Origin of the sequence: Paenibacillus foliorum (genome assembly GCF_013141765.1) — a bacterium.
In the GTDB taxonomy this organism is placed as follows: domain Bacteria; phylum Bacillota; class Bacilli; order Paenibacillales; family NBRC-103111; genus Paenibacillus_S; species Paenibacillus_S foliorum.
Window position 1 is genome coordinate 72436 of sequence record NZ_WHOD01000100.1, and the last position, 18345, is coordinate 90780.

General features: G+C 42.0%; 9 protein-coding genes and 1 pseudogene. 9 read left to right on the forward strand and 1 reads right to left on the reverse strand.

Features of this window, described 5'->3' with window-relative positions; all coding sequences use genetic code 11:
* Nucleotides 1–132 precede the first annotated feature (132 nt).
* From GC093_RS26150 to murB, 8 genes are all read left to right on the forward strand, one after another.
* Nucleotides 133–1119, forward strand: a complete 987-nt coding sequence (locus GC093_RS26150; protein ID WP_246315325.1) for an ABC transporter permease — start codon at nucleotides 133–135, stop codon at nucleotides 1117–1119.
* A 9-nt stretch (nucleotides 1120–1128) separates the two neighbouring features.
* On the forward strand, nucleotides 1129–2001 hold the full coding sequence (locus GC093_RS36150; RefSeq protein WP_216624817.1) for a carbohydrate ABC transporter permease: 873 nt from the start codon (nucleotides 1129–1131) through the stop codon (nucleotides 1999–2001).
* Between the two features lie 30 nt (nucleotides 2002–2031).
* Complete coding sequence (locus tag GC093_RS26160; protein WP_171654861.1) at nucleotides 2032–3606, forward strand: extracellular solute-binding protein; 1575 nt, start codon at nucleotides 2032–2034, stop codon at nucleotides 3604–3606.
* A 58-nt stretch (nucleotides 3607–3664) separates the two neighbouring features.
* Complete coding sequence (locus GC093_RS26165; RefSeq protein ID WP_171654862.1) at nucleotides 3665–5629, forward strand: alginate lyase family protein; 1965 nt, start codon at nucleotides 3665–3667, stop codon at nucleotides 5627–5629.
* Between the two features lie 45 nt (nucleotides 5630–5674).
* On the forward strand, nucleotides 5675–9541 hold the full coding sequence (locus GC093_RS26170) for a discoidin domain-containing protein (protein WP_216624819.1): 3867 nt from the start codon (nucleotides 5675–5677) through the stop codon (nucleotides 9539–9541).
* 271 nt (nucleotides 9542–9812) lie between these two features.
* A complete protein-coding gene (locus tag GC093_RS26175; RefSeq protein ID WP_171654864.1) occupies nucleotides 9813–12920 on the forward strand; it encodes an immunoglobulin-like domain-containing protein in 3108 nt (1035 codons plus the stop codon).
* 364 nt (nucleotides 12921–13284) lie between these two features.
* On the forward strand, nucleotides 13285–13944 hold the full coding sequence (locus GC093_RS26180) for an HAD family hydrolase (protein WP_171654865.1): 660 nt from the start codon (nucleotides 13285–13287) through the stop codon (nucleotides 13942–13944).
* A 160-nt stretch (nucleotides 13945–14104) separates the two neighbouring features.
* Nucleotides 14105–15007 (forward strand): UDP-N-acetylmuramate dehydrogenase, encoded by a 903-nt coding sequence (murB, locus tag GC093_RS26185; protein ID WP_171654866.1) that lies wholly within the window; start codon nucleotides 14105–14107, stop codon nucleotides 15005–15007.
* 116 nt (nucleotides 15008–15123) lie between these two features.
* Here murB and GC093_RS36155 read toward each other — a convergent pair.
* Nucleotides 15124–15616, reverse strand: a pseudogene (locus GC093_RS36155) (IS110 family transposase); the annotation flags it as partial.
* A 765-nt stretch (nucleotides 15617–16381) separates the two neighbouring features.
* Between GC093_RS36155 and GC093_RS26200 the strand changes: the two are divergent.
* Nucleotides 16382–18345, forward strand: a 1964-nt coding sequence (locus GC093_RS26200; RefSeq protein ID WP_171654868.1) for an S-layer homology domain-containing protein, incomplete at its 3' end; no start/stop codon positions are given.

An 18345-nucleotide genomic window follows, 5' to 3' on the forward strand; every position in this document is an offset into this window, starting at 1 on the left:
TAGTCATAAAACAATAAAACAAACACTACAACAAATATTCAAGATATATCTTTCTCGGAATCTCCTATAGGATTCAGTTATGGCAGAGCGATGCATGATTTCAGAGCCAATAACAGGAGGTGATACTTGAACATGAGAAATTCTGCAGTGCCAATGAATTCACCTACCAAATTTAAAAAAAGGGTGAGGCGTAACGTAGATTTGAAAGCATACTTTAGGGAGTTAAAAAAAGATGTGTCTAGGGATCGAATACTGTACTATTTACTTATTCCATTTTTGCTATGGTTCCTAGTCTTTAAGTATCTTCCCATGTGGGGAATTCAAATTGCTTTTAAAGATTTTAGCTTATTTAAAGGAATAGGCGGAAGCGAATGGATTGGATTCGAGTACTTTAAAGAATTTATTGAAAGCGAATACTTTTTAAGGGTATTTAAAAACACGGTCATTATTAGCTTGTATGGACTCCTGATTTGCTTCCCGGCGCAGATTATATTGGCCATTATGATTAGTGAAGTTACTCGGGAAGGTTTCAAAAAAGTGGTACAAACGCTCACCTATTTGCCTCACTTTGTATCAGTAGTCGTCATAGCAGGGATCGCAACAACGTTCCTGGCTCCGGATAGTGGCTTGTTTAACCTCGTTTTAGAAAAGTTGGGGATGGAGAAGATTTATTTCTTGACCAATCCTGATTATTTCAGAGGAATCTATACAACCATGAACCTTTGGAAAGAAACGGGATTTGCTTCAATCGTCTTTATCGCAGCTATTGCTGGCATAGACACGCAGCAGTACGAAGCTGCAAAAATGGATGGAGCCAGTAAATTTAAACAGATTATACATGTAACACTGCCAGGCATATTGCCCACCATTGTAGTAATGTTCATTCTAAAGATCGGCAACCTGCTGAGTGTCGGATATGAGACGATCATTCTGCTTTATCAGCCGGCAACTTATGAAACAGCAGATGTCATCAGTACTTATGTCTATCGTTCAGGGCTTATTGATGGCAGATACGACTTCGCAACAGCCGTGGGATTGTTCAACTCCATCGTAGCCTTAATCTTAGTCGTTACGGCAAATAAGATTAGTAAAAAAATAACTGATGCAAGCTTATGGTAGGTGATAAGTGTGATTGAGTCAAGAGGAGAGAAGATATATAAGATTGTCAATAATATCCTGCTAGCTCTTTTGGCGATGGCAGCGCTGTATCCTTTTATATACGTATTATCAGCTTCCATTAGCAAGCCATATAACGTAGTTACAGGTAAGGTGCTTCTATTTCCCCAAGGGTTTACATTTGCAGCATATAAAGAGGTTTTGGGCAATCCGGATATATGGTTAGCTTATGGAAACACCATATTTTACACCGTTGCAGGAACGGCTGTATCCATGGTTTTTACGATCTGTGGTGCATATGCTTTGTCGAAGAAGCGCCTGAGAGGAAGAAAATGGCTTACGTTATTAGTTGTGTTAACACTCTGGTTTGATGCGGGGATGATCCCTTTTTATCTTACTTTAAGAGATTTGGGACTATTAAATACGCGAACAGGTATCATTATAGCTTTTGCATGCAATGCCTTTAAGGTTATCTTGCTCCGCACCAGCTTTGAAGGAGTGCCGGACGAGTTAGAAGAATCGGTGAAAGTAGATGGTGGTAACGATCTGCAGGTATTACTTAAAGTGTACTTGCCGTTAGTGAAGCCCGGATTAGCGACAGTTGGATTATTTTATGCCATCGAGAGATGGAATGGATATTTTTGGTCGATGATCATGCTGACCGATATGGACAAGATTCCGCTTCAAGTATTACTAAAAAAAATGATTGTAGAAAATCACTTGCAATCGGAATTTGGAGCTGCATTGGACTTTACTTCTACTGTATCTGTGGAAACCGTGACCTATGCTACAATTGTGGTCTCTATTATACCCATCGTACTTGTGTATCCTTATATCCAAAAATATTTTATAAAAGGCATGTTAGTAGGGGCAGTGAAAGGATAAATTATATATTTTAAACTGGGGTGAAATTTCATGAAAATGAAAAAGACTGTTTGTCTTTTAGTGGCAACAACGTTGACAGGGACTATGGTGGGGTGCTCATCATCACCTAAAGAAGCTGCTCCATCTGCAGCGAAGACACAAAATAATCAAAATCCGTATTTGGCTTCTGGGAAGCCGCTTAAATTAACTGTTCATATGGGAACTAAAGATTCAGGTGTATTTAAAAATGATTGGCCGATCTTCGTGAAAGCAGCAGAAATGACCAATGTCTCACTGGAAGGAACATTGCCGAATACGGTGTCCGATTTCAGTGAAACCTTTAGTATCGTAATGGCATCGGGTAAGCTACCGGATATTATGCAAGCACTGTCCAGGGATTTCTTGCAGTTTGGTCAGGAAGGAGCCTTTCTATCACTCAATGATTTGATTGACAAAAATGCTCCTAATCTGAAGAAATTCCTTGCAGACAATCCGGATGTAAGAAGCGCAGCCTCCGATGATAAAGGAAGAATATGGTTTATTCCATTTATCGCAGATGGAGAGGCTGAAAAAGGCTGGTTTATCCGTAAAGATTGGTTGGATAAATTAGGATTGAAAGAGCCGAAGACAGTTGACGACCTGCATAATGTATTAACAGCATTCGTTAATAAAGATCCTAATGGAAACAACAAAAAAGATGAAGTCGGATTTTTCCACAGAAATACAACCATCGGCATTGAAGGCCTAATGGCACTTTGGAATGGATACCCAAGCTATCGAGCATTTGATAACAAAGTTGTATTCGGACCTTTAGAGAAGGAATATGGCGTTGCTATGGAAAATATGGCGAAGTGGTATAAAGAAGGGCTCATTGATAAAGAGATCTTTACTCGCGGAAGCAAGGCAAGGGATGTTCTCCTTGCAAATAACGTTGGCGGGTTGACTCATGATTTCTTTGCTTCAACGGGCAATTACAACGAGCAGTTGGGAAGCAAGATTCCAGGCTTCGGCTTTGATCCTATGCTTCCACCAGCCGACGTAAATGGTAAAGTGAAAGAGCCTTCCAAACGGGATCGCGCTAAAAACTATGGCTGGGGAATATCCCACAGCAATCCGGACCCCGTTGCAACAATTAAATATTTTGACTTCTGGTTCTCAGAAGAGGGCAGACGAATGGCGAACTTCGGTATCGAAGGCGATACGTTTACAAAGGTCAACGGCAAGCCGATTTTCACAGATAAAGTCTTGAAGTCTGATAAAGCGCCTATAGATGTTATCCGTAAGACAGGAGCTCAATCTAACTTTGGCTTCCAACAAGATTACTCCTTCGAAGAGCAATGGACACCACCTTTGGCAAAAGACGGAATTGATATGTATAAAGAAAAGAAAGTATATATGGATAGATATCCCATTCTGAAATTTACAATGGAAGAGCAAAAGAAAATTGAGAAGATTTTCCCTAAGGTAGATACTTATATTGCTGAAACGAGACAACAATGGATCTTGGGCGCGAAGCCAGTGGATCATGCGGCATTCGTAAAAGAACTTGAAAAGTTGGATGTACGTCGTTTGGTAGAAATTAATCAAGCTGCTTATGATCGATATGTTGCTGAGATGAAAAAATAGAGGAGTGTGATAGGCTGTAGAGAATGATACGATCTACAGCCTATTTAAGGAGGCAAAGATGAATATACAAGCCTTGTTGAAAGAACCGATATCTACTAGAGAATTATTAGCTAGTCTGCGGTCTAGATTAGAGCCTATGGCAGTCAAAGGCAAGTACATTTCTGACAACATGCCTGAACTCGTACAAGAAACAATAGCAAATGCAGAGCAAGCTTATCAGGGAATGATTAAGCTCCCAGGCACAGGTGGTGTGCGTGAATTTGTAGGGAATCCGCCTTGCTGGTTGGAGCGAAGACATAATGATAATGAATATCTCTGGCAGCTCAATCGAATGAATCACTGGCAGGATTTGTTGGAAGCATACTCCTTGACGCAAGACGAAAAATATGGGCGTAAAGTTATTGAGGAGATGTTGCATTGGATCGAGACGGTAGAGATCCATGATGACATGATTGACTATCCAATCGGGTATTTTAAGGAATGCAATCCATTGCGAGCATTAGAACTTGGAATCCGAAATTACAAGACTTGGCCACTAGTATTAGAGCATCTGGGACATACAGAGATGTTTACAGAGGCAGTATTGGAACAATATTTAGGGGCTGTTTACAAGCAGATTAAGATCTTGCGCAAGGTATCGCCGATACTTTGGCCTAAGGCGGATCATAACCATTTTCTCATGGAATGTCTTGGCATACTGACAACTGCGCTTTATTTTCCGGAGCTGCAAGAAGCTGAGGAATGGAAAGCCTTCGCGATAGAGGGTATCGAAAGATGCTGTTCTGCGCAATTGACAGAAGACGGTGGTCAGATCGAAGGTTGTCCTTCCTATCATAATGGCTGTATGTTCTGGTTTGGTCTTGCTGTCGTACTGGCAAAGCGGTTTAATTTCCAGTTCTCAGATAAGTATATGGAGCTGTTTCGTAAGAACCTCGACTATTCCATTTACTCCTTGAGACCAACAGGAAAATGTGTGCCCGTGGGAGATTCCCATGCGAATAATTTGGCTATTATGGGTGGGGTTTATGGCTATCTCGCATTAGATGAACTGACTTGGCTAGGGCTCGGAAACAATCTGATCGACATTCGGGAGACCATGCATGAGGCAAGCAAGCATGTGTGGCGTGCTTTAGATGTGCAGCGGTTCTATGAGGATTTGGGTACCCTTCAAGGCAAGCATTATGAGTGTGATAAATTGACAACGTTCTGGAATCGAACTCTTCATCAAGCGATTATTCGCAGTGGATGGGACTCCGGGGCACTGAGCTTTTTGTTTACATGCAGAAGTCCGATACAAAATTTTCATGCACATATCGATCTCATGAGCTTTGATTTTACAGCACTGGGGAAAAATATGATATGTGATCCGGGTATTTTCTGCTATAGGGATGATGAAGATCGCAAGCAATTTAAAAGCTCTAACTATCATTCCACTCTTTTAATTGATGAGAGGGATCACTTTGAATATTTAAGTTCATTTGGATATGGTCCACAGAAGATCGGGGAAATATACAATGTGGAAGATAGAGGCTTCTTTCAAGTAGCAAGCGCTTACCATATGAATTATGAACCAATTGTACATCATCGTCATATTGCAATGGTGGATAACAAAATAGTCATTATTGCAGATCGGGTTGAAGGGTTAGAGCATAATAGTGTCCAACGGTACTTTCATTTGGATTATACAGAGGTAAAGGCAGCATCGGATGCTGTCATAGCCACAAATGACATTGCTAATCTTGCCATATATACGTATCCACGGGAAGAAGTAGATCTTCTGCCGGGAAGGCTGTCCGATGTGAATGATATTGCGAGAGCCGCTACAAGAGTCCGATTCCAAGGAACTTACAGCGGTACGGTTACCTTATTGACTGTTCTCGTTCCTTACAAAGGGGACCATGCACCAGATGTAAATATTCAATTCGTGGGTGATTGCTGCTATGAGTTCAATTATGGCGGACACTATCAAATTGTGGTCAAAGAAAACGATATTGAAATCTGTAAACCAGTACAAGAGGGGTGAACGAGGATGGGTGTGCGGAGAAAGATACTTCAACGTACAAGTCTATTGTTAAGTATCATCTTTGGGTTCAGCGGAATTTTGGGTATATTTCCAGCTTATGCAGCATCCACTACCAATGTACACTTATATCAAGATTTTGAAGATTATACTCAAACAGGTACTCCACCGAACGGGTTTGAAATGACAGGCATAACAGATGTGAAGAAATCAAGCGGTGCACTGAAGGACGAATATACGGCTCCCAATGGGTCAAGCGTATCGCTGAGAATTAGTGAATCTGTAGCAGATCAACCCGATGTAGGCCTTGCCAAACGTTTCGGAACGGAAGACTTAACAGGTGAGCTCATCTTTGATTTTGATATCAAGTCACTGGATTTCAATGGAAGCAAATTTTTCGAAGTCAAAGACAGCAATAATAAGGGCATTACACTAGGAAGCCTAGGGGCTGATGGTACTTTAAAAGTTGAAAGCAGTAAAATACCATTAAACATGAACCAGTGGTACCGACTTTCATTTGTGATCAACTTTAAACCTGATGTGCAGATGGTCTCTGTTTATGTAGACGGAGTCAAAAAGATAAATTCGATTATCCTGAAGAATAGCGGCAATGCAGCAGGTATCAATTACTTGCGGGTTCGGGCAAAACGAAACTCGCAGGCGGATCTGACAACAGATGTCTACGGCAACAAAAACTTTACAACATTGCTGGATAATATGAGGGTGTATGAAGGTAATGAGCTGAAGACGATGGAAGAATTACGAGAGATGAATGTACCGGATTCATTAATGAAATTTGACAATGCCCTTGGCATCTCCGTTCAGAATCGTCTTGCGGGTGCTTTGGCCATGGTCGTGAATAGCCCCAATGTGCTGAAGGATAATGTTAGAACGGTTAATGCTATCGGTGAGCACAATAAACCGCAAAAAGTTGAGGGAGAGGTTATCGTACCCCTTCGTTTTGTAAGCCAATATTTCGGTGTTGACCTGCAAATCAATGGACAAAGTGCACATGCAAAAGTCGATGGTCGGAACATCACGATTACTAAAAATCATGCGGTGATTGCCGGCAAAGTACATCCTACTCCCCATATTCAGTTTACATCCGATGATGTGTTGGTTCCTTTAGACATAGTGGAAACCATACTTCATAAACAGGTGTATACGGACTATAAAGGCAGAGGGCTCATTGTCATAGGCGATATGCCGAAACCGTTTGACAATGCCCTTGATAAGGTAGATGAACGTATAAAGCCCCAGGATAATGAAAAGTTCTTTATCGAGGAAGCGATAAAAGAGATTGTTTATGATAGACCGACTGGAGAAGAAGCCATTGCTAAATTGAAGAATAACAATGTGTCTCACCCGAGAATCCTCGCAACTTCATCTGATTTTGCTCGTCTCAAGACGATGATCCGGTCTGAAGAAGCTACGATCAACAAGTGGTATAAAGATATTCAGAAGCAAGGTGAGAAGCATCTGAATATGGCGCTGCCTACTGATGCTCTTCCGGATGGAAGAAGAATGATCAGTTCAAGACAAGTGGGACCGCTCGTTATTAACCTGGGGATGCTCTATCATCTTAGCAATGATGCTGCTAAGAAGGAACAATATAAGCAGCGGGTCTGGGATGAAGTCTATACAGTATCACAATTCCATAACTGGAATGAAGAAAATGAATTTCTGAATACGGCGGAATTCATGGAAGGTCTTGCTATTGCGTATGACTGGCTGTATGACGCATGGACGCCAGAGCAAAGAAGCATCCTTGAGGAAGCTATGATCCAGAAGGGTCTTGTTAAAACACTGGAGGCCTATAACAAAAATATATGGTGGATTCACACGTACCCAAGAACGAATAACTGGAATGCGGTATGTAACGGAGCTTCAGTTCTTACCTTGATGGCGATCGGAGACCTGGACAGGGAAATCTTACTGCCGTCAAAAGAAAAAGTAACGATGCAGCAATTCGGTGGAAAGATATTGGATATTGCGTTCAACGCATTAGAGGACTATATCTTACTAGAATTTACACCTGATGGAGCATGGGCGGAAGGCCCAAGCTACTGGAAATACACATTAGAGTACATTGTACGATTTATTTCTTCTCTGGAAACAGCGTTAGGTACAAGCTATGGTTATGACCAAACACCCGGGTTTATCAAGACAGCCTATTTCCCAACATACTTAAGTGGAGCAGTAGGTGCACTAAACTATGGTGATGCCTCAAGCAACAAGGTAATGTCCGCTGAAGAACTATGGATAGCGAAGAAATACGGGGATCCATTATTAGCCTCTGTGCACCTAGATAATAAGAATAAATTCAAGAATGCCGGCTCTGAATTCGAAATGTTATGGTATGACCCCGCCCTTTATATCCCTGGGCAAACGCTGGATTTGGATCAATATTTCAGTGGGACAGAGGTAGTAACGTACAGAAGCAAATGGGGAGATCCTAATTCAAGCTTCTTAGGATTAAAAGCTGGCAATAACGTAGTCAGCCACGGACATTATGACCTAGGCAGCTTCGTATTTGAGGCCCTGGGACAGCAATGGGCAATTGACCTAGGCAAAGATGATTATAATCTACCGGGCTATTCGAATTACGATAAGGAACGTTTAACTTATTATCGCTTGAATCCGGAGGGGCACAACACATTAGTCATAAATCCCGATGGCGGCGCACAGCAGAATATTAAGGCATTCTCCAAGATAGAGAAGGTTGTAAGCAAGCCGTCTGGCGGATTTGCGATTGCAAATCTAACGGAGGCGTACGACAGGTATGTCTCTCAGGCTAAGCGGGGTGTGATGCTCGCATCGAACCGTACGAGAGTTACGATTCAAGACGAGGTGTCCTTCTTAAGTCCATCAACTGCATATTGGTTTATGCATACAGAAGCTGGTATTCAAGTGAGTGCTGATGGCAAGTCAGCAATCTTCAGCAAAGGTGGAGAAAAGCTCTGGGTTGGATTGGATAGCGATGCTCGCGATGCAGCAAACCAACCGATTGATGTGAGGTTTGGTGTTATGGATGCGAAGCCGCTGCCGGAATCGCCTAATCCACCCAAGCAGCATCAGAATGATGGCATTCGCAAACTATTTATCAAGCTGGATCAAGTAAAGGATATGAGATTAACGGTAACCATGATCCCGATTATTGGTGCTTTAGAGGATATAGACACTACGCGTGCAAGCACTCCACTAGATCAGTGGAGCATTGCGGATGGCGCACTTACGATTCCTGCCGTTCAGAGTGTGTATGTAGATGGTGTGCCTTTGGCAAGCTTTGACGAGCTGACATTCAACTATGATATTAACTTGCCGCTTAATCGTACGGACGTGCCCGTCTTAAAATTTAACTATGATCAAGCACTGTATGCTGTACAAGTCATCCCTGCAGACGAGGTTCCTGGTATAACGAAGCTTATTGTCTCCTCTTTGTCTAATCCTGAATTAAAGAGTGTTTATCATTTCAATTACAGACTAGTGCCTCTTAACGGAGAGGAGCGTTTGACTGAGCTCCATATTTCAGGTGTTTCTGCAAGTGCCTCGCAAACCGACAAAGGAAATACAGAGGATAAAGCTATCGATGGTAATCTGGAAACTTACTGGAGTGCAGAAGGTGATCAATGGATTATGCTTGATCTTGGGGAAGTAAAGACTATTAATAGTGTTGGAATTGCTTTTATTCGAGGAAATGAGCGCAGCTTCAAATATGATATCGAAACCTCGCTGGATGGCCAGACCTGGTATAAGGCATATTCAGGTAAGAGCAGTGGTGAAAGCATTAATATCGAGAAAACGTATTTGAAGCAACATGATGCCCGGTATATCCGAATCACCGGTCACGGCAACAGTGTGAATCAATGGAACTCCTATGCTGAAATTCGCCTCTATCAACTTCAACTGCAATAAGAGATGCTGCATATGTAGGAAGGCAGCCGACCTAATTAGGATCGGCTGCCTTCACTTCGTCCAAATCAAAAGAGATACTGGAAATAATCCGGTATCCCTATTTTTCTTTGTGTCACAGTATAGACGGTATCCTTTTAGGAATGCTGTTCATCTTTATACGATTAGCAGGTTGATCCATTTGTCGAAAAATGTAGAGTGTTGGTTTTGCTTGTGATAGAATGAACCGTAGAATAAAACAAATATAGCTAAATATCGGAGGTTATTCAACCCAATGCAATACAGAAAATCGTTAGTTGTTTTATCATTATACCTTATGATTATTAGTATTTTTGCACCTATTTCCGCTTTCGCAGTTGTGCCATCTAACGATGATATTGTTCTGCAAACTGCAAAGTCTGCATTGACGATTGGTTACAGCAGCGGCGATAGTTCAATGAGCACGACAAGTAATCTTACGCTTCCTACGATCGTTAATGGAGTGACGGTTACGTGGGATTCTAGTAATAGTACGGTTATTGACAATACAGGCACAGTAAATCGACCTGCATACCTGATAGGTGATGCAACCGTTGTTCTTACTGCAAATTTATCTTATGGTTCTGCAACTCCGGATAGTAAAATATTCGTGGTTAAGGTTGTAAGAATCGACCCAACAGATGCAGACTTGGTAGCCGAAGTAAAAGGAAATCTACAGATTGGATATGAGGACGGGGATAGTGAATTTTACGTAACACAAAACATCATTATTAATTCTACAGGACTAGGCAGTACTGTAGACAACATTACTTGGTCCTCAGACAATCATGCCGTGATTCCGATTCCGATTCCAATTCCCACTCCCACTCCTTCCACTCCTTTTACTGTTCAGATAGCACGTTCAGCCGCTGGAAATGCAACCGTTGTTCTTACGGCAACCATAAGTAAAGGTACAGTTTTGGAGACGAAAACGTTCACCTTAACAGTAATCGCTGCAGTACCAGCGCGTACCCCTGACCAAATCGTAGCCGACACTAAAACAAACCTACAGATTGGTTATAAGGAAGGCGACAGCTCCAATCATATAACGCAAAATATTGTTTTAGATTCGACGGGTCTTAGGAGTACATTAGATTCATTAACATGGGTCATCGATACTCCTCAAGTTATTAGTATCGCTGGCACAGTAACTCGTCCGGATGTAGGTCAGTCAACAGTTACCTTGACTGCAACATTTAGTAAAGGCGGGTTTCAGGACTCCAAAGTTTTCACGTTGACGGTCATTGGACGTGATACAATTCCTCCGGTATCAACTGCAGCCCTTGCAGGAACGGTTGGACCAGGTGGCTGGTATGCGTCAGGTGTTACTGTAACGCTTAATGCGACGGACGCTACAGTAGGTGATACCATCGTCACAAAGTACATAATAACCGACAGTTCAGGTTCTAACAGTCCTGAAATCATATACTCCGCACCTTTTACAATAAATGGTGATGGCCATAGAACGATTACTTATTGGTCTGTTGATAGTACAGGAAATAAGGAGATCGATAAAACACTAGTACTGAAGTTGGATACGACAGCTCCTGTTAGTTCCGTGAATTTAGATGGACTCACCGCTGATTCCGTGATTTACCAGAATGGCAGCGTGACTCTCACCTTTTCAAGCATGGATACCCTTGGTAGCGGTGTAGCTGATATAAAATATTCATTGAACGGTGGGCCATTAACTGCAATCGCACAGGGTGCTCCTCTTAATATTACGACAGCCGGCGAGTATAATTTATCCTACTATGCAACAGATAATGTTGGAAACGTAGAGACGGCGCAAACTCGTTCCTTCAAAGTATTGGCACCTATTCCCAACGTTACCGAAGCAAAGTACTCGGCCACTGCTAATTCTATTACCTTGAACTGGACGAATCCGAATTTCGAAGATTTCAAGCATATTGTGATTCGTCGTGGTGACGGTGCTGAACAAATGGTAACGGGTAATACTTACACCGATATGAACATAAACCCGAGTACCCCCTATACATATAAGCTTATCGTTGTTGATGTTAACAATGTAGAAGCTTCAGGTATTGTAGTAAACGCGGGTACACGGCCTGCGCTCAAAGCTCCAACGGGACTCACTGCAATTGCAGGGGATAGACAGGCTATCTTAAGCTGGAATAGTGTTGCAGGAGCAACGAATTATAAGGTTTATAAAGGAACAGCTCCAGGTGTATACGATGTAACGCCTGCAATAACCTTAAATAACGGCACTTCTTTCAACGTAACAGGGTTATCAAACGGCACTACCTATTATTTCACAGTAAAGGCAAGCAACGAATCAGAAGATAGTCCCTATTCATTAGAAGCAAGTGGAACTCCTATGAATGTTCCCATCGCAGCCCCAAGTCTAATTGGACTGGCTTTAACACCATCGACTCTCTCTTTGCAAACAGGATCATCGGCAACAACGGTAGCAATGGCAACCTACTCGGATAACAGCACGCGTGATGTTACGAGTAATCTTTTTTGGACCTTCAGTAATACTGGTGTGGCGTCCATTAGCAATGGAGTGGTTAGTGCAATAAGCGCGGGGACTACGGTTGCTACTGCAACTTACGGTAATCAATCGGTGCAATTGAATATCACAGTAACAGGGTATTCGTCATCCAGAAGAGGAGGAAGCAGTTCAACAAATGTGACTACTCCTATGACACCAACAACACCAGAAGCATCTATAACCCCATCGACGCCAGCGGCACCGGCAACACCTACGGATAATGGAAATCTCTTGAAAGTGATTTCATTCCTGAAAGATGCTATTGCCCAAGCTAAATCGAACTCGGTAAATATTCAGCTCTCTGATATTTCTAATCACTGGAGTAAAGATACGATTAACCTGTTTATGAAGCTTGGTGTGGTTACCGGTTATGAAGATGGCAGCTTCCGCCCGAATTCGAGCATTACTCGTGCAGAGTTTGCAACCATCATGGCCAAACTATTTAACGTGCATTCCGCTTCAAGTACATCTGTCCTTTCGGATATAAATAATCACTGGGCAAAACAAGCAATCAGTGCCCTTGCTTCACAGGGAATTATCAACGGCTATGAAGATGGTACATTCAAGCCGGACATGACGATTACTCGCGCTGAGATCATTGCTATTATTAGCAGACTCGTAGATCTGAACGGTGCAACTAAAGGAAATGCTGGAACATTTACGGATATCGCCGGTTCTTGGAACGCAGCTCAAATCAAGGCAGCTTCTAATGCTGGAATAGTAGAAGGGCGTACAGCAAGCACCTTTGCGCCAGATGCATCGTCTACGAAAGCAGAGTCACTTACTATTATTTTACGGGCTCTTGACTTGAATCCTGAGATTAAAGCTCTGCTAGATCAGTTGAAGTAATTAATGAGGAAGGGGTACGTTGCCATTTTTTGAAATTATTGGCGGGATTAATATCAATTCAGGTTATAAACATTAGATTATTATGAGTAACTTTGGATGTATCAAAGTTACCTGGGATTCCGTATTTGGCATAGAAACAGCTTACGTGCTCATTGTGGATTGCTGTAAATTTTTTATGTCGAAATAATAAACAGTGCTTAACTTTGACTTTGGATAGGTCAAGGTTAGGCACTTATTTGTTTTTAATTATAATTCTGGTGATCTACGGCGGTTTTCCATAATAATATGTATATATTTATCTAAGATTGGTAATATAGGGAAAACATATTTTTGTTGTAGAGGATTAGAAAAGGAGAGGAAGTCAATGGTTCAATCACTCATCTTTGATATGGATGGAACACTTTTTCAAACAGATAAGATTTTAGAAATATCACTCGAAGATGCCTTTAATCATTTGAGGTCACTAAATGAATGGGATAAAGAAACTCCTATTGATAAATACCGTGAAATTATGGGTGTACCTTTGCCCAAAGTATGGGAAGCTTTGTTACCCAACCATTCCAGTGAAGTAAGAGAACAAACTGATGCTTATTTTCTGGAAAGATTAATTGAAAATATAAGAAGCGGGAAAGGTGCTTTATATCCTAATGTAAAGGAAGTTTTCGGTTATTTAAAAGAGAATAATTGTTCAATTTACATAGCAAGTAATGGTTTAACGGAATATTTAACAGCGATTGTGAATTATTATAATTTGGATAATTGGGTTACTGAGACATTTAGTATCCAGCAGATTGAATCGTTGAATAAATCAGATTTAGTTAAGACTATTGTAGAAAAGTATGGTATTACCAATGGAGCAGTAATAGGGGACCGCCTTTCGGATATAAATGCGGCTAAAGATAATGGTTTAGTTGCAATAGGATGTAATTTTGATTTTGCACAAGAAGATGAACTTTCTCAGGCTGATATAGTAATAGATGGCTTAATTGAACTAAAAACAATAGTATCGCAGTTAAAGAATTAAGTTAACGGGAAACTATTGTTAAACAAAAGAAGGAGCAGATATGCAAATGCAGCTGCTCCTTGTTTTTATTAGCTTAATGGATAGGATAGTTGAGAAAATTAAAGGAAGAAAGTGAGGAAAATAGAATATTATAGATAAAAGGCTATTGTGGGGGACAAACATGCAAGAAGTGAACGCGGCGCTTGAGAGGTCAGGTGTTCCATTTACACCAAATACATCATTACATACTTATACAACATGGAAAATCGGAGGTCTATGTGATTTAGTGGTCTTTCCCCGTTCTGTAGAAGAAGTTTCTGCATGTATCTGTATTTTTAATACAACAGGAATACCATGGATGATAATCGGCAAAGGATCCAATATGTTGGTTTCTGACGAAGGATTTCATGGGGCGGTTTTGCGTCTTTCGGGAGCATTTGATACCGTTTCCTTTCGAGATGATGGGGTTACTGCTGGGGCAGGTTATTCGCTAATAACATTATCACTTCAGGCAGCCAAATACGGTTTTACAGGGTTAGAATTTGCTGGTGGAATCCCTGGGACTGTTGGCGGCGCGGTTTGTATGAATGCTGGCGCTCACAGCTCAGACATTTCCCAGACATTGTCACGAGCGCTGGTTATGAATGAGACAGGGGAACTCATAACGTTAGAGGCTAAAGACCTTAACTTTGGCTACCGTAATTCGGTGATACAACATAATCCATGGGTTGTATTGGAGGCTACATTTTCCCTTTTACATGGCGACCGCACTGTTATTGTGGAAAGGACAAGGATGTTTAAAGAAAAGCGTATGCGGACCCAACCTCTTAAACAACCCTCATGTGGTAGCGTATTTCGAAATCCGTTACCTTTATTTGCTGCTGAGGTGATTGAATCTTGTGGATTAAAGGGGCACAGTATCGGTGGGGCGAAATTTTCTGAGATACATTCGAACTTTATTGTGAATACAGGAGGGGCTACCGCAAAAGACGTATTGGCACTAATTGAACTTGCTGAAGTACGTGCAAGGCAAGAACATGATGTTACTCTTGTGAGAGAAGTTCTGTTTGTGGGATTCAACTAAAACCAGCTAACATCTTGTCAACATTTTTCTCTTAAATTAATCTGACAAAGGTCTTATACTGAAAAAAGGGCATGCTAAAGAGCCTTCCTTTTGAGATCACCGAAGATCCCTCTTTAATCTGGAAAGACTTGATCCAGTACTGCTTGGAACTGTAGTTTAACCTGCACATACATTTCTGTAAGTGAGTCGTACTGACGTGTTAGATGTCGGAGGCTCAGCAACTGGATTCCTCTTTGTTTATGATCCTCAAATTCCTCTTTGTAGTACAGTTCGCATAATTGATAGGCATCCACGGCATCTGTTTTCACCTTTGTGGAGAGTAGACTTCTTAGCTTGGTGAGAGATAAGGGGGTTTACAACTAAAAATAAGATGCGTTGCTCCTCGAGAAACTAAATAACAGCCTGATGGTAATGACCTGTTGATTCTAAGATAATAGTGGGGGATTTTCCGGTCTTATTCTGAATGTCTAAAATGGTGTTTAGAAGCTGCTGAAGTCCTTCCCGGTTATGCAGAAAACGAAATGTTTTACCGTATGGGTGGCCCTTATCTAAGAAAATCTGGCTATCACTTTTTCCCTTTGAAATATCCAGACCGATGACTGGATTCATGAGCACTCTCCCTTTCTAGAGTTTGATTGCCGGTACCCCTAATTACAACTCATAGTTCCACAACATCGCTTGTTATGCGAGATCTTTTCGTCTCAACCAGCTTAAACATGGTTTCTACAAGTAGGGGGCGATCAGTTTTAGCGACGGGTTGTTATCCTAGGAGAACGACCGATCTGCTCCGGCTACTGACAAATACACCACAATAACAAAAGTGGTCAACCAATAAATACTGGCTGACCTCATAATACGACGGAGTACGATAGCTTAATAAACAACTATGATGAGGAGATGGTGGCAAGTATAATGGCTGCCGTTTTCTTAACCAACGGGTAATTGTATATGGTTTATCACGAGTGAGACCGTCAAATTGCATATTAAAACGTGTACAGAAAGGCGCAAGTCAATAACCGCTTCCAAGCGCTGCGATATGCCTAGGAGCTAGAGATCCTCAGCCGTCGAGTGTTTACGATCCCCCATTTGGGGGATTTTTTTATAGCAAATATAGTCGTATAGTAGTAACAAATGGCGAAAAATGATGTGATGAGGTAGGCCCAAAGTTTGGAAGCGGAAAATGGCTAAGATCGCTTTAATTTTTATGTCGAGGTGTATGAGGAGTTTACTAAACATATGCGGTAGAGGATAAATAAGAATGGGGTTTATAGTTCTATAAGCTTATATAGGGCCTTTGTTATCTTAATTTCGTTTTCCCGTCATTGGGACTTTATTAATGAAGCTTTTATGACAGAAAAACTTTGGAGGCGTGTTGTGAGAAAGAAATGGGTTCAAAATTCTACTGTATTCATTGTTATTGCATGTTTATTGTTCTCATACTTTGGAGCGGCTGTACAAGCCAAAGCATCTGATGCTACGGACATTCAGGGACATTGGGCACAAAATCAAATCTCTGCATGGATCGATAAGGACTTTGTAAAAGGGTATGAAGATGGCAGCTTTAAGCCAGACAGCCCGATTACCCGAGCAGAGTTTATCGTATTGGTCAACCGGGCGTTTGGGTTTACCGCACAATCTGCAATATCATTTCGTGACGTGCCATCGAGCAGTTGGGCCTACGTTGATATCGCGAAAGCGGTACATGCAGGATATATTACTGGTTATGAGGATGGCACTATAGGTGTGAACCTCCCTATTAGCAGGCAAGAAGCAGCTGTTATTGTTAGTAGGCTGTTGAAATTGAACACGACTCATACCGAGGGAAATGCAGTCATCGCGGATGCAGCTGAGCTCAACAGTTGGAGCAAGGATGCTATTAACGCGGTAGTTGCCGCGAAAATTATGCAAGGCTACAGTTCAGATCATAAGTTTAAACCAACAGCATTTATTACTCGTGCAGAAGCAGTAGTTACTTTAGATCGAGCAGCGGGAGCACAAGCGCAAGCGCATGTGGTTGCATACGACCAAGCAGGCACCTATGGGCCAATAGAAGGTGTAGAGACTGTTAATCAGAACGTTGCCGTCAATGCACCAAGAGTCACTTTAAGAAACATGGTGATCAATGGAGACTTGCTTTTGGGTGAAGGCATCGGTTCGGGGGATGCTTTTTTAGAGAATGTAAAGGTTACAGGAAAAGTAACGATCCGCGGTGGCGGAGAGAACAGTATTCACTTTAATAACTCTGTACTTGTTGACGTAGTTATCGATAAACAATCAGGGACAGGCGTTGTCAGAATTGTATCTGAAGGCGTAACAACGGTAGCCTTAGTTATCGTGAATTCTCCGGCAACGATCAAAAACTCAAGCGCATCAGGATTTGGCTTTGGGAATGTAAATGTAAGCTCGGCTTTGCCCGCGGGTTCGAAAGTGACTCTGCAAGGTTCATTTGACACGGTGAATGTAAGTTCAATTCAGGCTCAAGTGGATCTGCCGGAAGGTAGTATTAATACCATGAACGTCAGATCTGCGGCTGCTGGAACATCGATTAACTTAAGTCAGGGGATTACCGTAAATTCGCTTGTCCTGGATGCGGTAGTTACCATATTGGGTAAAGGTACCATTGTTGCGGCGACGATAAACATTCCAGGGTCAACATTTGAAAACCCACCTTCGTCAACAGCAACACCAGAACCAACTACGACACGAAGCTCATCATCAGGTAAAGGTTCATCAAGTTCAGGAGCTAAACACCCACCGACTGCTTCCGACGTTTCCATCAGTGGTGCAGTAGCTGTAGGGCAGACGTTGATGGGTATTTATACTTATACTGATCCATACGGTAACGCCGAGAACGGTACGACGTATCAATGGTACCGCTCGGATGACGCACAGCTTACGAATCATACGAAAATAGCAGGAGCGACCAGCTTAACGTATGTGCTTCAGAATGAAGACGCGGGTAAGTATATCTCTTTCGAAGTCACGCCAAAGAACGCAACAGCGCCGACAACGGGTTTAGCGGCAGAGAGTGCAGCTACGACAGTCGTAGTGAAAGCCCCTGCGGCTCCTGTCGCAAAGAATGTTTCGATCAATGGAGTAACCACAGAAGGTCAAATGTTAACAGGCAGCTATACGTATGAGGATGCTAACGGAGATGCCGAGAACGGTACGACGTATCAATGGTACCGCTCGGATGACGCACAGCTTACAAATCATACGAAAATAGCAGGAGCGACCAGCTTAACGTATGTGCTTCAGAATGAAGACGTAGGTAAGTATATCTCTTTTGAAGTCACGCCAAAGAACGCAACAGCACCGACAACGGGTTTAGCGGCAGA

What these genes read in the sequence shown, in the direction of transcription:
- murB (WP_171654866.1), top strand. Translation starts at nt 14,105, where the DNA reads ATGCAAGAAGTGAACGCGGCGCTTGAGAGGTCAGGTGTTCCATTTACA.
- GC093_RS26175 (WP_171654864.1), top strand. Translation starts at nt 9,813, where the DNA reads ATGCAATACAGAAAATCGTTAGTTGTTTTATCATTATACCTTATGATT.
- GC093_RS26160 (WP_171654861.1), top strand. Translation starts at nt 2,032, where the DNA reads ATGAAAATGAAAAAGACTGTTTGTCTTTTAGTGGCAACAACGTTGACA.
- GC093_RS26150 (WP_246315325.1), top strand. Translation starts at nt 133, where the DNA reads ATGAGAAATTCTGCAGTGCCAATGAATTCACCTACCAAATTTAAAAAA.
- GC093_RS26165 (WP_171654862.1), top strand. Translation starts at nt 3,665, where the DNA reads ATGAATATACAAGCCTTGTTGAAAGAACCGATATCTACTAGAGAATTA.
- GC093_RS26180 (WP_171654865.1), top strand. Translation starts at nt 13,285, where the DNA reads ATGGTTCAATCACTCATCTTTGATATGGATGGAACACTTTTTCAAACA.